A 15,750-nucleotide genomic window follows, 5' to 3' on the forward strand; every position below is an offset into this window, starting at 1 on the left:
GGATCAGGCCCCGCCGGGGTCGGCCGGGTCGGCTCCGGCGGGATCGGCCCGGTCGGTCCCCGGCCGGTCGGGCCCGGCCGGGCCGGGCCGGACCCCGTCGGGATTGGCCAGGAGGCAGCCGCTGAAGGACATGCAGCCGCAGCCGATGCACTCCTCAAGGCGGTCCCGCAGCTCCGTCAGGCGGCCCAGCCGGGCGTCGAGGTCCTTCCGCCAGCACCGGGAGATCCGTGCCCAGTCCTCCGCCGTCGGCGTCCGGCCCTCCGGGAGGAGGCCGAGGACGGCCCGTACCTCCGCCAGCGGGATGCCCAGCTGCTGGGACATGCGGATGAACGTGACCCGGCGCAGGACGTCCCGCGGGTAGCGGCGCTGGTTGCCCAGGGTGCGTTCGCTGGTGATGAGGCCGCGGCGCTCGTAGAAGCGGAGCGTGGAGGTCGGTACGCGGCTGCGGGCGGCGAGTTCGCCGATCGTGAGGTGGGCGGGCCTCGCGGGTGAGCCGGTCCGCACCGTGGCGGCCGTGCCTGCCGTGGGGGTCACCGGGGCGCCCTGCCGACGGCGTGGAACGTCCGCTCCACGTCCTCGGCCCAGTAGTAGGTCCGGCCGCCCCGCCTCTCGCGGCGCCACCGCTGTTCGCTGGCGAGCCTGTACACGGTGCCGGAGGGGACGCCCCGCAGATGGGCCACCTCGGCGGGGCTGAGCCACTCCGAGGCCCGCCGGGCGCCCAGCGGGTGGCGGGCGGGCACGGGCCGGCCCGTGCCGTCCGTGGGGCCCGTGCTCGTCTCCGTGCCCGTGCTCGTGCCTTCCGGGCGGCTCTCGGCGTCGAGGCGGCGGCCGAGGCGGGTCCACTCCGCCGCGGGCCAGCGGTGTGCGGGGGTCGCGGTGCACACGATGTCCGACAGGGCGGCGCCGCCGCCGGTGTGGACCCGCGCCACCAGGCTGCCGGAGCAGTCGGGTTCGGCGCACGTGCCGACCTCGAGCCGGCGGACCGGCTCCGGTTCGACGATCCGGCGGGCGGCGTGGACCAGCCGGCTCAGCTCGCCGCTCGCGTCGGCCGCCGTGTCGTGCGCCGCCAGCCAGGTGACGTGCAGGCGGAGGAAGCCGGCGAGGGCCGGGACCGTGCGGGACGGGGGCGCGACCCGACGCTCGTGCGCCACGAGGCCGCCCCACGAGCCGAGCACCGAGAGGATCGACGCCCGTACCTCGGTGGCGCGGATGTTGAGGCGGATGCCGGGCGCCGGGCCGCCGGTGCCGCGGCTGCCTGCCGTCATGGCGCCGCCACGGCTGTTCTCGAGCACCGACTCGCAGGAGCCGTAGAGGCCGGGGAGCCGCTCCAGGTCGGCGGCCAGCCGCTGTGCGCAGACGTGGCACAGCCGGCTTCTTCCGAGGGCGGGGCGGGGTTCGCGGGCCGCGCACCCGGCTCCGCCGCAGAGCCGTACCGCCGCTTTCCGTTCCACGTGAGGCGTGTCCATGGTCCGACGGTAGGCAGCCCGCTCGGGCCCCGACAATGCGCTCAGTTCTAAGCTTTCACTAAGCCATGAGGGCCGTGCGGCACCTGTCCGATATCGTGGTGCGCTCCTTTGACGACGTCCTGTTCAGGGGAGCGGTATGAAATATTCCGATTGACATACTCTGAGTGATGCAGCTCACACCAGCCATCTTGATGGCTGATTGGGCACTCGCCTAGACTCCGATTGTGCTAGCGAACGGGGGCTTGTGTGGCGCATCCATTTCAAACCCGCACATGCGCGCTCTGTGCGGAAAAACAACGAAGTGTTTCCGTGCTCTCCCCTTTTCCTGTGGCATGGCGACGGGTCATGCCGTTTCCGGTGCATTCCAAGTGCAGGGATCTGGACGAGAGTGGGCCTAGATGCTGATTTTGGTGGTGGCGGGAGACAGAGAATTCTCCGTCGAGGTGACCAGGGATCTGGAGAGCGGCGGCCACAGGGTGGAGAAGGCGGACGGGCTCGGCGCGGTGCTCGCCCGCTCGCAGGACGTCGACGCCGTCCTGTTCGATCTGAGCTTATCCGGAACCGAAGGCTTCGAGGTGTGCCGGGCGATACGTTCCGCATCCTCGGTGCCACTCATCGTCACCGATGTGCGTGACGACGAATTCGACCGCGTGCTCTGTTTCAAGCTCGGCGTCGACGACTACGTCGTCCGGCCGTGCACCACGCGGGAGTTGGTGGTCCGGCTGGAAGCGGTCGTCCGGCGGGTCGGCGACACCTGGCAGCCCTGGAAGGGCGTGGCCGCGCAGAGCGAACAGGTCAGCGACCTGGGTGCGGTGCGGATCGGTCTGCGCAGCCGGGTCGTCGCGGTGTACGGGCGTGAAGTGGCGCTCACCCGCAAGGAGTTCGACATCCTGGCGCTTCTCGCGTCCGCCCCGGGACGGGTCTTCACCCGGGAGGACATCATGCGGGAGGTCTGGGGTCATGACGGCGCCGGCGACACCAGGACGCTCGGTGTGCACATGGTCGGGCTGCGGCGGAAACTGGGCATCGCGTCGCTGGTCGAGACGGTCCGCGGCATCGGCTTCCGGTTGAGCGTGACGCGGCCGGCCCGCGTCGGCGCCGGTGCCGGACAGGTCGCCGGGCAGGTCGCTGGCCAGGTGGCCGGGCAGAGTGCCGAGCCGGGTCTGAGCCGGGTCTGAGCCGGGTCTCATGGCAGGTGGGCGAGGGTGGCGCCGTGACACGGCGGCACCCTCGCCCGTCCGCGTTTCCGGGCCTTCCGTCGGCGCCGTTCAGCGCTTGGTCGCCGGAACCTAGTGAAAACATAGAAAAGAGCTGCTTGTTCTTTGCGCGGCCGCCGAAGAAGCTACTGCGTAATGTCCCGTGAATTGATTCCGGGAACGGGTCGACGGACAAGCGGAGGCGACAGATGGCTGCGATCACGACGGACGACAGGCAGCAGATCAAGAAGATCGTCTGTGACATCCTCGAACTGGAGGAGGATGAAATCACGGAGACGAGTCTCTTTGTGGAGGAGCACGACGCCGACTCCATGCGTCTGATTGAAATACTCTCCTCACTCGAACTTAATCTGAAGGTCACCCTGGAGCAGGCCGACATGGCGCGGATGGTGAATCTGGCCGGCGTGTACGAGGTCGTTTCGGAATCCAATCGATGACCGGCGATAAAAGGCGTCCCCGGCTGGACCTCATCGGCTGGTCGGCGACCTCGCCGTACGGCATCGGCCGGTCCGCCTTCGCCGAGGGGCTGCGCGAGGGCCGGGCCACCGCGACGGCCCTCGACCACGAGCAGTGGCAGGTTCCGGCCGGTCGCGCCTGCCTGGTCCCCGACTTCGACGTCCGCGCGGTGCTCGGCAAGAAGGGCACCCGGATGATGAACCGGGTGACCGGACTGGCCGTCGGCACGGTCGGCGAGCTGCTCGCCGACATGGACCGGTCGGCGCTCACGCCCGAGACCACCGGCATGGTGCTGGGCACCACCGGTGGCAGCGTGCAGAGCACCCTGGACCTGACCCGTGGCTCCCTCTCCGGCGAGCGGCCGTTTCACGTGGAACCAGGCCTCATCCCGTACAGCGTGATGAACGGGGCCGCCGGACAGGTCGCCATCTGGCACGAGCTGAAGGGCCCCAACGCCACCCTGGCCGCGGGGCGTTCCGCCGGAGTGCTCGCCCTGAGCTACGCGCGGCGGCTGCTGCTCACCGGCCGGGCCGGGGTCGTGCTCTGCGGCGCCGCCGAGGAGTACTCGACCGCCCGAGCGTGGCTGGCCCGGCACACCGCCGACCCCGCCGCGGGCGAACCGCTCCTCGGCGAGGGCTGCGCGATGTTCGCGCTCGCCGCCGCCCCGGCGGACGCCCCGCCCGCGCCCGCGTCGCTCGTCGGCGTCAAGGCCATGACGTGCAGCGACGGGAACTGGGCCGCGGTCGTCCGGCGCTGTGTCGAGCAGGTGCTGCGCGACGCGGAAGCCAAGCCGACCGACGTCTGGGCGGTCAGCCCGTCGGGCGCCGCGGGCCCCGGCGGCGACGCGGAGCAGGCCGTCGCGGAGGAGCTGGCCGCGGCCGGCGGCATCGAGATGCCGGTCGCCCCTCTTGTCGGCGAGGGCCACGCGGCCTCCGCCGCGTTCCAGCTGGCCGCCGTACTGAGCCGTGCCGAGACCGACGAACGGTCCACCGGCCGTCTCTCCCTCGTCACCACCACCGACGAGGCCGGCACCGTCGCCGCCGCACTGCTGCGGCACCACTGAGAAACCACCGGTCCCCCTGGGGGTGTCCCGCCGATCACGCCGGGCGCGGTCCCGAGCCGATCGACAGGGACACCCCCAGGACGGTTTCCGGGTCGTCGCGGCAACGAAAGAGGTCTGCACGATGATCACCCTGGAAGCGATCGAGTCCCACTTCCCCGCACGCACGGTCTCGGTCGAGGACCGCGCGGCCGAACTCGGTCTGACCGCGGAGCAGACGCACATGTTCCGCCGCCACTTCGGAATCGACCGCATGCGGTACGAGCCCTCCCTCGGCATCGTCGACCAGCTGGTGCCGGCGGCCGAACGGGCCCTCGCCGGCACCTCGCCGGCCGCCGTACGCCACCTGGTCTTCGCCCACGCCCTGCACGGCGCCGACCAGCTGTCGCCCGACACCCTCCGGGAGGTCGCCCGTCGCCTCGGCCTGGAGCACGCCAACGCGTTCGCGGTCACCCAGCAGAACTGCGCCGTGTCGATGTCCGCGCTCGACATCGCGGGCACGCTGCTCCAGGCCGAGCAGGATCCGGCCGCACGCGCGCTCGTCGTCGTCGGCGACAAGCCGCTGACCCAGGAGGCGCAGCTCATCATGAACACCTGCGTCGTGGCGGACGGCACCGCAGCCGCGCTCGTGGCGAACGACGGGCCCGGTGTCCCCGTCCGTTCCTTCGCCACCCGCACCCTCGGGCAGTTCTCCGACGGTGTCCTCTCCACCCCCGAGACCTTCCGGGCCGCCGCCGAGGCGCGGCCCCGGGTGCTCGCGGAAGTGATGGAGGAGGCCGTACGGGGCGCCGGCTGCACGCTCGACGACGTCCAGTGGTTCGTCCCGCCCAGCCCCAACCTGGTGTTCTGGCAGGACGCCGTCCCGGACGACGAGCTGCGGGCGCGCTTCTTCCTCGACAACATCCCGCGCTACAGCCACTGCCTGGCCGCCGACGTCCTGGCCAACTACGCGACCCTGCGCGAGGAGAAACGCCTTGAACCGGACCGGCCGGTCATGCTCGTCGCCATCGGCGTGGGGATGACCTTCTCCGCGATGGTCGTCGTCCCCGGGACGGAGCACGGGGCGGTGGCCCGATGAGCCTGCGCCTGCGCTCCGCCGTGGAGCACGTCGAGACGCCCGCCGCCGACGCGGCACCGCCGCAGCACACGGAACTCGTGGAACGGCTGCTCGCCCGCGTACCGGAGGAGCCGGACGCACCGGCCCCCGACCTGGTGGCCCTGGTCTACGCGGTGGCCGACCCCCAGGGCCACAAGACCACGGCCTCGCACCTCAACCACCGCACCGGCGGTGCCGCGCACGGCTTCGCCCTGACCGACCAGGGCGTCGGTGGTCCGTTCATCGCGCTGCGGGTGGCCGGCGCGTACGCCAGGACCGGCCGGGGCACCGCGCCCCTGGTGGCCGTCGTGGAGAGCGGCGGCACGGCCGGGGCGAGTGCCGCGTCCGGTGTCCTGCTCCGACTCGACGGACCCGGTGGATCCGACGGGCCCGGTGGATCTGGTGGACCCGAGGGGCGCGGGGGACTCGCCCTGGCCGACACGGTGGCAGTGCCCGTCGACCGGCTCGCCGGGGCGTGGGCGGAGCTCGTACCCGAAAAGGGCCGGCTGCTGCTCGTCCTCGGGCCCGGCACCGACCCGGGAGCCGCCCCCGCCGAGCGCACCGACGTCCGTACGGCACCGGCGGACAGCTCCTGCACCGCCGTGTGGCGACTCCTCGCCCAGGAGGCGGAGTCCTGGCGGGGCCGGTACGCCACGGTCGCGCTGTGCGCCGTCGACACGGCCACCGGCACCGGCCACCTCGCAGTACTGCGTGACCTGGACGACGAAAGCGAACCGCCTGCGGGCAGCACCGAGGAAGAGGAAGCTCGACATGGATGACGTGAGTGCGGCGGGCGGGCAGCGGCCCGCGTACGACCGCGTGGTGGTGACCGGCCTCGGCGTGTTCTCCAGCATCGGCGTGGGGGTGGAGGAGTTCACCGACGGACTGCGGTCCGGGCGGAACGGCGTCTCGCCGATCACCGCCTTCGACACCACCGGCTTCGACCACGCCAACGGCTGCGAGATACGGGACTTCGACCCCACGCCGTGGCTGCGCCGGTGGAAGCAGGACGAGCTGGGCCGTACCGCCCAGTTCTCCGTGGCGGCGGCGCGGATGGCCGTCGCCGACGCGGGTCTCACCGACGAGGAGCTGCGCGCCCGGCGCGTCCAGGTCGCCGTCGGCACCACGGACGGCGAATCGCAGGACCTTGACCGGCTGGCCGCCGACTGGGTCGCCGCCGGGCCCGAGACCTGGGACCCGGAAACCGCCCGGCGCGTGGGCGCGGGCCGCCTCTCGGCCGCCGTGGCCTCCGAGTTCGGCCTGACCGACAGCGAGGCCGTCACCCTGGCCACCGCGTGCTCGGCCGGCAACTACGCGATCGGCATGGGGCTCGACGCCCTGCGGGTCGGCGACGCGGACATCGCCCTGTGCGGCGGCGCCGACGCCATGTGCCAGAAGTCCTTCTCGGCCTTCTACCGGCTCGGCACCATCGCACCGGACTTCTGCCGGCCGTTCGACAAGGACCGGCAGGGCATCCTGACCGGCGAGGGCGCCGGTGTCCTCGTCCTGGAGCGCCTCGACTCGGCCCTCGCGCGCGGCGCGCGGATCCACGCCGAGGTGCTCGGATACGGGCTGACCTGCGACGCCCACCACCCGGTGCAGCCCAACCAGTCGAGCATCGCCCGCTGTATGCAACTGGCGCTCGACGACGCGGGCGTGGCCCCGCAGGACGTCGACCTCATCTCGGCGCACGGCACCGGAACGCGGACGAACGACGTGACCGAGTCGCGGGCCATCCGGGACGTGTACGACAGCGCCCCGCCCCGCACCGTCTCGCTCAAGTCGATGCTCGGTCACACGATGGGCGCGGCGAGTGCGCTGGCGGCGGTGGCCTGCTCGGTGGCGCTCACGGAGGGGTTCATCCCGCCGACGATCAACCACCGGGAGACGGATCCCGAGTGCGAGATCGACTGCGTGCCGAACGAGTCGGTCCCGGCGCGGCTTCGTGTGGTGCAGAACAACGGGCTCGCGTTCGCGGGCAACAACGCGATCGTCGTGCTCGGTCACTATCCGGCCGACTCGGACTCGGACGCGGACTCGGGTGTGGACATCGACTCCGCCGACGTCGCTGTCGACGCCGTCCGTTCCTGATCGTGGAAAGCGAGAACAGCGTCATGCCGGAGGAGACCCCCGAGAGGGGCGGCCGGGTCGGGTTCGGGGTGCTCGCGCTCGTGCTCGGCATCACGCTCGCCGTCCTCGACCAGGTGATCGTCGGCACCGCTCTGCCCACCATGGTCGGCGAACTCGGGGGCCTCAGCCTCCTGCCGTGGGTCGTCACTGCCTACGGCCTCGCCACCGCGGTCACCACCCCGCTCTGGGGCAAGTTCGGCGACCTCTACGGTCGTCGCCGTACCTTCATGGCCGCCATCGGCATCTTCCTCGTCGGCTCGATGGCGGCCGGCCTCGCCCAGAACATGACGCAGCTCGTGGGCTTCCGCACCCTCCAGGGGCTCGGCGCCGGCGGTCTGTTCGTCGGCGCCTTCGGCCTCGTCGGGGACCTCGTCCGCGATCCCGCCGGGCGGATCAAGGTGCAGTCCGTGATCGGCGCCGTCATCCCCGTCGCGCTCGTCGGAGGACCGCTGCTCGGCGGCGTGCTCACCGAACACGCCGACTGGCGCTGGGCGTTCTACCTGAACGTGCCCGTCGGCGCCGTCGCGCTCGCCGCCACCGCCCTCGGCGTCCCCGCCGTCGCGCGGGGCGCCAAGGCGCGTATCGACTACATCGGCGCCGCCCTGCTCACGGTCGCGGTCGTCGCCGTGACCCTGCTCGCCGGATGGGCGGGTACGCGGTACGCCTGGGGCTCCTGGCAGATCATCGGCCTGGCCGTCGTCGCGGCGTCGGCCCTGGCGGTCCTCGTCCGGGTCGAGCGCCACGCGGCCGAACCGATGCTGCCGCCCCGGCTGTTCCGCTCGCGGGACTTCAACCTGGCGCAGGTCCTCGGTCTGCTGCTCGCCGCAGGCCAGCTCGCCGTCATGGTCCACCTCCCCCTCTACCTGCAGACCGTGCAGGGCGTGTCGCCCACGATCAGCGGCCTCCTGCTCCTGCCCTTCATGGGCGGCATGATCACCGCGCAGCTCCTCGCCGCCCGGCTCGTGCTGAGCAGCGGACGGATCCGCCTGCCGGCGCTCGCCGGCTCCGCCACGGCGACCGCAGGGCTCGCCCTGCTGACCTTCCTGGACACCGGCACCTCGGCGGGCCTCGCCGCGTCCGTCTGCGTGGTGGCCGGCTTCGGCATCGGCCTGGTGCTCCAGATCACCCTCGTCATCACCTTCGGCAGCACCGAGGAGCGCGACATCGGCGTCGCCAGCGGGCTGCTCAACCTCTTCCGGGCCGTGGGCGGTTCGCTGGGCGTCGCCCTGCTCGGCTCCGTCTACACCGCCGTGTCCGAGTCCACCCTGACGGAGCGGCTCGGCGCCGCGGAGGCCCGCGCCCTCGCGGCGTCCAGCCAGCATCTCGACCCCGAGGCGCTGCGGCAGCTGCCCGCCGCGTCCCTCGCGGCCTTCCGCGAGGCGGCGGTGGACGGACTGCACGGCCTGGTGATCGGCGCCGGCGTCCTGGCCGCGATCGGCTGCGCCGCGGCGTGGCTGCTGCGGCCACGGGTGCCCGTACCCGGAGAGGGAACGGACCGGAAGGCGGGGGTCGATCCCGTCGTGGCGGAAAGCATTTAGCGCAAACTTAGCCGGTAGCGCATTGAACTTAACCGGCATTCCGAAGAATGATTTCACCAGGCTCCGGTGGTGTGTGTCCGCCGCGGCCGAGGCCTTTTTCAGGGAGTATCCACATGGCTCAGGAAAACCGGAGGACCGCGCTCGTCAGCGGCGGATCGCGGGGCATAGGACGCGCCGTGGTGCTGCGGCTGGCCCGCGACGGCCACCAGGTCGCCTTCTGTCACCAGACTCCGTCCGAGGCCGCGCGGAGCCTGGAGAAGGAGGCCGCCGAGCTGGGCGCCACGGTCGTGGCGAGCCAGGTCGACGTCACCGACGCCGCGCAGGTCAAGGCCTGGGTGCAGCGGACCGAGGCGGAACTCGGGCCGATCGAGGTCGTCGTCAACTCGGCCGGCATCGTCCGCGACACGCCGCTCGTCATGATGGAGGACGGTGACTGGCGGGACGTCGTCGACGTCAACCTGACCGGCACCTTCCACGTCACCCGGGCGGCCGTCTTCGGCATGATGAAGCGGAAATCCGGCTGCGTCGTGAACCTCTCCTCCGTCGCGGGTCTGTACGGGAACGCGACGCAGACCAATTACTCCGCCACCAAGGCCGGAATCATCGGATTCACCAAGGCCCTCTCCAAAGAGGTCGGCAGGTACGGGATCCGCGCGAATGCGGTGGCCCCCGGATTCATCGACACCGACATGGTGTCCGGGCTTTCCGAAAACCACCGGGAGAAGGCGCGGAAAGGCATTTCCCTGAGCCGATTCGGCCGCGCGGAGGAGGTCGCCGACGCCGTCGCCTACCTCCTGACCGCGGAGTACGTCACCGGCACCGTCCTCACGGTCGACGGAGGACTCTCGATCTGAGCCGCGCGCCCCGGCCCGCGATTCCCCTAGGAGACCCCGATCATGCACAGCACACCCCGACCCTCGACGCAGCCGGACACGATGAAGCGGCGCGTCGTCATCACCGGCATCGGCGTCCTCGCTCCCGGTGGCATCGGTGCCAAGAACTTCTGGAGCCTCCTCAGCGAGGGCCGTACCGCCACCCGCGGCATCACCTTCTTCGACCCCTCGCCGTTCCGCTCGCGGGTCGCCGCCGAGATCGACTTCGACCCCGCGGACCACGGTCTGCGGCCCCAGGAGATCCGCCGCATGGACCGCGCCGCGCAGTTCGCGGTGGTGGCCGCCCGGGAGGCGCTCGCCGACAGCGGCCTCGACATGGCCGAGGGCGACCCGTACCGCACCGGTGTCTGCCTCGGCAGCGCCGTCGGCGCCACCATGGGCCTCGACCAGGAGTACCGGGTCGTCAGCGACGACGGGCGCCTGGAGCTCGTCGACCACGAGTACGCGGTGCCCCACCTGTACAACCACCTGGTGCCCAGCTCGTTCGCCGTCGAGGTCGCCTGGGCCACCGGCGCGGAGGGACCCGCCACCGTCGTCTCCACCGGCTGCACCTCCGGCCTCGACGCCGTCGGCCACGCCACCGAGCTGATCCGCGAGGGCAGCGCCGACGTGATGATCGCCGGCGCCACCGACGCGCCGATCTCGCCCATCACCATGGCCTGCTTCGACGCGATCAAGGCCACCACGCCCCGCCACGACGACCCGGCGCACGCCTCCCGGCCCTTCGACGGGACCCGCAACGGCTTCGTCCTCGGCGAGGGTTCGGCCGTGTTCGTCCTGGAGGAGCTGGAGTCCGCCCGGCGGCGGGGCGCCCACATCTACGCGGAGATAGCCGGGTTCGGCTCCCGCTGCAACGCCTTCCACATGACCGGACTGCGGCCGGACGGACTGGAGATGGCGGAGGCCATCCGGATCGCCCTCGACGAGGCCCGCCTCGCCCCCGAGGCGATCGACTACGTCAACGCCCACGGCTCCGGCACCAAGCAGAACGACCGGCACGAGACGGCGGCGTTCAAGCTCAGCCTCGGCGAGCACGCCCGCCGCACGCCGGTCAGCTCCATCAAGTCGATGGTCGGTCACTCGCTCGGCGCCATCGGCTCCATCGAGATCGCGGCGTGCGCGCTGGCCATGGAGTACGGCGTCGTACCGCCGACGGCCAACCTGCACACCCCGGACCCCGAGTGCGACCTCGACTACGTCCCCCTGACCGCCCGGGAACGGCGACTCGACAGCGTGCTCAGCGTCGGCAGCGGCTTCGGCGGCTTCCAGAGCGCCATCGTGCTCAGCCGGCCGGAGAGGAGCCCGCGATGACCACCGCCGTCACCCTGCCCGCCGAGACGACGACCGCCGCGCGCGCGAGCGCCGTCGTGACGGGCCTCGGCATCGTCGCCCCCAACGGCCTCGGCACCGAGGCCTTCTGGGCGGCCACCCTCGAAGGCCGGAGCGGCATCGGCCCCATCGAGCGGTTCGACCCGGCCTCCTACCCGGCGCGCCTCGCCGGCGAGGTGAGCGACTTCGAAGCCACCGAGCACCTGCCCAGCCGGCTGCTTCCGCAGACGGACCACATGACCCGGATGGCGCTCGTCGCGGCCGACTGGGCCCTCGCCGACGCCCAGGTGGAACCGGGCGAGACGGACTCGTTCGGCATGGGCGTCGTCACGGCCAGCTCGGCCGGCGGCTTCGCCTTCGGCCAGAACGAGCTGAAGGCCCTGTGGAGCCAGGGCAGCAAGTACGTCAGCGCCTACCAGTCCTTCGCCTGGTTCTACGCCGTCAACACCGGCCAGATCTCCATCCGGCACGGCATGCGCGGCCCCAGCGGCGTCCTCGTCGCCGACCAGGCGGGCGGCCTCGACGTCCTCGCCCAGGCCCGGCGGCTGATCCGCAACGGCACGCCGCTCGTCGTCTCCGGCGGCGTCGACTCCTCGATCTGCCCGTGGGGCTGGGCCGCCCTGCTCACCAGCGGCCGGCTCAGCACCGACCCCGACCCGGCCACCGCCTACCGGCCGTTCCACCCGGACGCCGCAGGGCACGTCGTCGGCGAGGGCGGGGCGCTCCTCATCGTCGAGGACGCCGCGAGCGCGGCGGCCCGCGGCGCCCGCACCTACGGGCGGATCGCCGGTTACGGCACCACCTTCGACCCGCGCCCTGGCAGCGGCCGCGAACCGGGGCTCCGCCGCGCGATCGACCTCGCGCTCGCCGACGCGGGCGTCACCGCGGCGGACGTCGACGTCGTCTTCGCGGACGCCGCCGCGGTTCCCGAACTCGACGAGACGGAGGCGGCCGCCCTGCGCGACCTCTTCGGCGTACGAGGGGTGCCCGTCACGGCGCCCAAGACCATGACAGGCCGGCTCAACTCCGGCGCGGGGCCGCTCGACGTGGCCACCGCCCTGCTCTCCCTCCGGGACCAGGTGATCCCGCCGACCGTGCACGTGGAGGCGGACCCCGGCCACGGCCTGGACCTCGTCACCGGGCGGCCCCGCGAGACGTCGCTGCGCACCGTGCTCGTCCTGGCGCGCGGCTACGGCGGCTTCAACTCCGCCCTCGTCGTCACCCGTGCGGACTGACGACCGGCTTCCCCTTCTCGCACGTGAGCCAGGCGCCGTACGGCTGCCGTTCCCCGTGCGGGAAGACGTGGAGCTGTGGCTGGTCAGGACCGGTGAGCCGCCCGGCGCGGCGGAGGTCGCCGTCCTGGACGCGGCGGAACGCCGGCGCGCCGCCGCGTTCCGCCGTCCGGCGCAGGCCGCGCTGTACGTCTCCGTCCATGCGGCCCTGCGCCACCTCCTGGGAGAGCGCCTCGGCGTCCTTCCCGAGGACGTGCCGCTGCGCCGCGAGGCGGGCGGGCGGCCGGTGGTGGCCGGGCAGGCCGCTGTGCACTTCTCCCTCTCGCACAGCGGTGGCCTGGCCCTGGTGGGTATCGCCGGGCGGCCGGTCGGCGTGGACGTCCAGCTCGTGCCCGGAGTGACGACGGCGGAACTGTGCGGTCGCCGTCTGCACCCGGCCGAGCGGGCGGAACTCGCCGCCCGGCCGCCCGCCGACCGGGCGGAGGGCTTCGCCCGGCTCTGGGCGCGCAAGGAGGCGTACCTCAAGGGCCTGGGCACCGGCCTCCGGCGGGCCCTGGACGCCGACTACCTGGGCGACGGCGGGCCCGGAAGGCCCGGCCGCCCCGCCGGCTGGGCGGTCCTCGACGTTCCGTGCGCCCCGGGGCACGCCGCCGCGGTGGCCCTCGCCGACCTGCCGGGGGCGGCCCTCCCGGCTGCGGCGTGAGGGGGCCTTCCCCGTCACGCGCCCCGGAGCGTACGAGCCGACGACCCGGGTCCGTCGTGGAACGGCGGGTCCGTCGTCGAACGGCCCGAATCCCGTGCCCGTCATCGAACGGCCCGTGGCCGCCATCGACCGGCCCGTGGCCGTCATCGAACGGCCCGGGCCCGCCATCGACCGAAGGAGCAGCTGATGAACGCCGGAACCCTCCCCCACCTGATCCGCGTCGAACGCGGCAGCCTCGACGAGGACGAGGCCGCCGCCCTCGTCGCCGTCCTCCTCACCCGTACCCAGGCGGGCCCCGCGGACCCGGACGGTTCGCGCGGCCTTGACGAGGCCGGGGCCCGCTGGGCCCGGCTCGAAAGGTCCCGCGGCTTCGGCGGGCCGCGGAGCTGGCAGCGGCAGCGACAGCGCTGAGCGTCGCGCACCACGAACCGGAGGGCGGTGGGGAGATCCCCCGGCCGCCCCCGCGAAGCAAGGGCCGAGACCGTCCCGTCCCACACCCGCCGAAAGGGAGAGCCGTCGTGCGCAAGGTGCTCATCGCCAACCGTGGCGAAATCGCTGTTCGTGTCGCCCGTGCCTGCCGGGACGCCGGGATCGCGAGCGTCGCCGTCTACGCGGAGCCCGACCGGGACGCCCTGCACGTCCGGATGGCCGACGAGGCGTTCGCCCTGGGCGGTGACACCCCCGCGACCAGCTACCTCGACATGGCCAAGGTGCTCGGGGCCGCGCGGGAGTCGGGGGCGGACGCGGTCCACCCGGGCTACGGGTTCCTCTCCGAGAACGCCGAGTTCGCGCAGGCCGTGATCGACGCCGGTCTCACCTGGATCGGCCCGCCGCCGCAGGCCATCCGGGACCTCGGCGACAAGGTCGCCGCCCGGCACATCGCCCAGCGCGCCGGTGCCCCGCTCGTGGCCGGCACCCCCGACCCGGTCTCCGGGGCCGACGAGGTCGTCGCCTTCGCCGCGGAGCACGGTCTGCCGATCGCGATCAAGGCGGCCTTCGGCGGCGGCGGGCGCGGACTGAAGGTCGCCCGGACGATGGAGGAGATCCCCGAGCTGTACGACTCCGCCGTGCGCGAGGCCGTCGCGGCCTTCGGGCGCGGCGAGTGCTTCGTCGAGCGCTACCTCGACAAGCCCCGGCACGTCGAGACGCAGTGCCTGGCCGACAGCCACGGCAACGTCGTCGTCGTCTCCACCCGCGACTGCTCCCTCCAGCGCCGCCACCAGAAGCTGGTCGAGGAGGCTCCGGCGCCGTTCCTGACGGACGTGCAGGTCAAGCACCTGTACGACGCCTCCAAGGCGATCCTGAAGGAGGCCGGTTACGTCGGCGCGGGCACCTGCGAGTTCCTCGTCGGCGCCGACGGCACGATCTCCTTCCTGGAGGTCAACACCCGTCTCCAGGTGGAGCACCCGGTCACCGAGGAGGTCACCGGCATCGACCTGGTCCGTGAGATGTTCCGCATCGCCGACGGCGAGGAGCTGGGCGCCTCGCCGCACTTCCAGGACGGCGACCCGGTGGTACGCGGCCACTCCTTCGAGTTCCGCATCAACGGCGAGGACCCGGGCCGGGGCTTCCTGCCCGCCCCCGGCACCGTCACCGTCTTCCAGCCGCCGACCGGCCCCGGCGTCCGCGTCGACGCCGGTGTCGAGGCCGGCTCGGTCATCGGCCCGGCGTGGGACTCGCTCCTCGCCAAGCTGATCGTCACCGGAGCCACCCGCGAGCAGGCCCTCCAGCGGGCCGCCCGCGCCCTGGCGGAGTTCGAGGTCGGGGGCATGGCGACGGCCGTACCGTTCCACCGCGCGGTGGTCGCCGACCCGGCGTTCGCGCCGGAACTCGGCGGTGACGAAAGTCCGTTCACGGTCCACACCCGGTGGATCGAGACCGAGTTCGCGAACGGCATCCCGCCCTTCACGGTCCCCGGCGACGGCGAGGACGACGAGGAGCGGGGCCGCGAGACGGTCGTCGTCGAGGTCGGGGCGAAGCGCCTGGAGATCTCCCTGCCGTCCTCGCTCGGCATGGCGCTGGCCCGAACGGGCCTGGCCGCGGGGGCCAAGCCGAAGCGCCGTGCGGCGAAGAAGTCCGGTCCTGCCGCCTCCGGCGACACCCTCGCCTCACCGATGCAGGGCACGGTCGTGAAGGTCGCGGTCGAGGAGGGGCAGACGGTCGAGGAGGGCGATCTCATCGTCGTCCTGGAGGCCATGAAGATGGAACAGCCCCTCAACGCCCACAAGTCCGGCACCGTCACCGGGCTCTCGGCGCAGGTCGGCGGCGCGCTCACCTCCGGTGCGCCCGTGTGCGAGATCAAGAGCGCGCAGTGACCGGCGTGACCCACGCGGGGTCAGTGGCCCACACGGAGCCAGTGACCGAGGTGGGGTCAGTGACCGACGCGGGGCCAGTGGCCCACATGGCGCCAGTGACCGAGGCGGGGCCAGTGGCCCACATGGCGCCAGTGACCGAGGCGGGGCCAGTGGCCCACACGGAGCCAGTGACCGACGTGGGGCCAGTGGCCCACATGGCGCCAGTGACCCACGTGGGGCCAGAAACCCACCTCGGGACCGTGACCCACATGGCCCTCGCGGTCCTCACGGCCCCCGTGACCCACCGGCCGTGCCCCCGGCCCGGGCCCCGGGCCG

Annotated in this window: 15 protein-coding genes; 13 read left to right on the plus strand and 2 right to left on the minus strand. The window is 72.8% G+C overall.

Going from position 1 to position 15,750, the window contains the following annotated elements; genetic code table 11:
- Positions 1-3 precede the first annotated feature (3 nt).
- Together soxR and ACIA8N_RS18590 are read right to left on the minus strand one after the other, a co-directional pair.
- Positions 4-534: a redox-sensitive transcriptional activator SoxR gene (soxR, locus tag ACIA8N_RS18585; RefSeq protein WP_399416677.1), complete on the minus strand. Its 531-nt coding sequence runs from the start codon at positions 532-534 to the stop codon at positions 4-6.
- Positions 531-1,466 (minus strand): hypothetical protein, encoded by a 936-nt coding sequence (locus ACIA8N_RS18590; protein WP_365776713.1) that lies wholly within the window; start codon positions 1,464-1,466, stop codon positions 531-533. The genes soxR and ACIA8N_RS18590 overlap by 4 nt, the downstream gene beginning before the upstream one ends.
- 398 nt (positions 1,467-1,864) lie before the next feature.
- Here ACIA8N_RS18590 and ACIA8N_RS18595 point away from each other — a divergent pair, with 398 nt between their 5' ends.
- From ACIA8N_RS18595 to ACIA8N_RS18655, 13 genes are all read left to right on the plus strand, one after another.
- Positions 1,865-2,644 (plus strand): response regulator transcription factor, encoded by a 780-nt coding sequence (locus ACIA8N_RS18595; protein WP_365776715.1) that lies wholly within the window; start codon positions 1,865-1,867, stop codon positions 2,642-2,644.
- 227 nt (positions 2,645-2,871) lie between these two features.
- Positions 2,872-3,120, plus strand: a complete 249-nt coding sequence (locus tag ACIA8N_RS18600) for an acyl carrier protein (RefSeq protein WP_030205071.1) — start codon at positions 2,872-2,874, stop codon at positions 3,118-3,120.
- Positions 3,117-4,202 (plus strand): beta-ketoacyl synthase N-terminal-like domain-containing protein, encoded by a 1,086-nt coding sequence (locus tag ACIA8N_RS18605; protein ID WP_365776717.1) that lies wholly within the window; start codon positions 3,117-3,119, stop codon positions 4,200-4,202. The genes ACIA8N_RS18600 and ACIA8N_RS18605 overlap by 4 nt, the downstream gene beginning before the upstream one ends.
- A 121-nt stretch (positions 4,203-4,323) precedes the next feature.
- Complete coding sequence (locus ACIA8N_RS18610) at positions 4,324-5,277, plus strand: 3-oxoacyl-[acyl-carrier-protein] synthase III C-terminal domain-containing protein (RefSeq protein WP_365776719.1); 954 nt, start codon at positions 4,324-4,326, stop codon at positions 5,275-5,277.
- The gene (locus ACIA8N_RS18615) at positions 5,274-6,074 is read left to right on the plus strand and encodes a hypothetical protein (protein ID WP_365776720.1); all 801 of its coding nucleotides are present in this window, start codon (positions 5,274-5,276) and stop codon (positions 6,072-6,074) included. Before ACIA8N_RS18610 ends, ACIA8N_RS18615 begins: the two co-directional genes overlap by 4 nt.
- Positions 6,067-7,386, plus strand: coding sequence for a beta-ketoacyl-[acyl-carrier-protein] synthase family protein (locus ACIA8N_RS18620; RefSeq protein WP_365776722.1), 1,320 nt, complete (start codon positions 6,067-6,069; stop codon positions 7,384-7,386). The genes ACIA8N_RS18615 and ACIA8N_RS18620 overlap by 8 nt, the downstream gene beginning before the upstream one ends.
- 2 nt (positions 7,387-7,388) lie before the next feature.
- A complete protein-coding gene (locus ACIA8N_RS18625) occupies positions 7,389-8,963 on the plus strand; it encodes an MDR family MFS transporter (RefSeq protein ID WP_365776724.1) in 1,575 nt (524 codons plus the stop codon).
- Positions 8,964-9,076: 113 nt separating this feature from the next.
- Positions 9,077-9,817, plus strand: coding sequence for a 3-oxoacyl-ACP reductase FabG (gene fabG, locus ACIA8N_RS18630; protein WP_030205090.1), 741 nt, complete (start codon positions 9,077-9,079; stop codon positions 9,815-9,817).
- A gap of 42 nt (positions 9,818-9,859) precedes the next feature.
- Entirely contained in the window at positions 9,860-11,167 is a 1,308-nt protein-coding gene (locus ACIA8N_RS18635; protein ID WP_365776726.1) for a beta-ketoacyl-[acyl-carrier-protein] synthase family protein, read from the plus strand.
- Positions 11,164-12,420 carry a ketosynthase chain-length factor gene (locus ACIA8N_RS18640; RefSeq protein WP_365776728.1) on the plus strand — a complete coding sequence of 419 codons (1,257 nt, stop codon included), beginning with the start codon at positions 11,164-11,166 and terminating at the stop codon, positions 12,418-12,420. The genes ACIA8N_RS18635 and ACIA8N_RS18640 overlap by 4 nt, the downstream gene beginning before the upstream one ends.
- Before the next feature lie 55 nt (positions 12,421-12,475).
- Complete coding sequence (locus tag ACIA8N_RS18645; RefSeq protein ID WP_365776730.1) at positions 12,476-13,120, plus strand: 4'-phosphopantetheinyl transferase superfamily protein; 645 nt, start codon at positions 12,476-12,478, stop codon at positions 13,118-13,120.
- 186 nt (positions 13,121-13,306) lie between these two features.
- Complete coding sequence (locus ACIA8N_RS18650; protein WP_365776732.1) at positions 13,307-13,531, plus strand: acyl-CoA carboxylase subunit epsilon; 225 nt, start codon at positions 13,307-13,309, stop codon at positions 13,529-13,531.
- A 107-nt stretch (positions 13,532-13,638) separates the two neighbouring features.
- Positions 13,639-15,435, plus strand: coding sequence for a biotin carboxylase N-terminal domain-containing protein (locus ACIA8N_RS18655; RefSeq protein WP_365776734.1), 1,797 nt, complete (start codon positions 13,639-13,641; stop codon positions 15,433-15,435).
- Positions 15,436-15,750: the final 315 nt, after the last annotated feature.

Origin of the sequence: Streptomyces sp. NPDC051822 (genome assembly GCF_044452745.1) — a bacterium.
Lineage (GTDB): Bacteria > Actinomycetota > Actinomycetes > Streptomycetales > Streptomycetaceae > Streptomyces.

What these genes read in the sequence shown, in the direction of transcription:
- ACIA8N_RS18590 (WP_365776713.1), bottom strand. Translation starts at nt 1,466, where the DNA reads ATGGACACGCCTCACGTGGAACGGAAAGCGGCGGTACGGCTCTGCGGC.
- ACIA8N_RS18595 (WP_365776715.1), top strand. Translation starts at nt 1,865, where the DNA reads ATGCTGATTTTGGTGGTGGCGGGAGACAGAGAATTCTCCGTCGAGGTG.
- ACIA8N_RS18600 (WP_030205071.1), top strand. Translation starts at nt 2,872, where the DNA reads ATGGCTGCGATCACGACGGACGACAGGCAGCAGATCAAGAAGATCGTC.
- ACIA8N_RS18605 (WP_365776717.1), top strand. Translation starts at nt 3,117, where the DNA reads ATGACCGGCGATAAAAGGCGTCCCCGGCTGGACCTCATCGGCTGGTCG.
- ACIA8N_RS18610 (WP_365776719.1), top strand. Translation starts at nt 4,324, where the DNA reads ATGATCACCCTGGAAGCGATCGAGTCCCACTTCCCCGCACGCACGGTC.
- ACIA8N_RS18615 (WP_365776720.1), top strand. Translation starts at nt 5,274, where the DNA reads ATGAGCCTGCGCCTGCGCTCCGCCGTGGAGCACGTCGAGACGCCCGCC.
- ACIA8N_RS18620 (WP_365776722.1), top strand. Translation starts at nt 6,067, where the DNA reads ATGGATGACGTGAGTGCGGCGGGCGGGCAGCGGCCCGCGTACGACCGC.
- fabG (WP_030205090.1), top strand. Translation starts at nt 9,077, where the DNA reads ATGGCTCAGGAAAACCGGAGGACCGCGCTCGTCAGCGGCGGATCGCGG.
- ACIA8N_RS18635 (WP_365776726.1), top strand. Translation starts at nt 9,860, where the DNA reads ATGCACAGCACACCCCGACCCTCGACGCAGCCGGACACGATGAAGCGG.
- ACIA8N_RS18640 (WP_365776728.1), top strand. Translation starts at nt 11,164, where the DNA reads ATGACCACCGCCGTCACCCTGCCCGCCGAGACGACGACCGCCGCGCGC.
- ACIA8N_RS18650 (WP_365776732.1), top strand. Translation starts at nt 13,307, where the DNA reads ATGAACGCCGGAACCCTCCCCCACCTGATCCGCGTCGAACGCGGCAGC.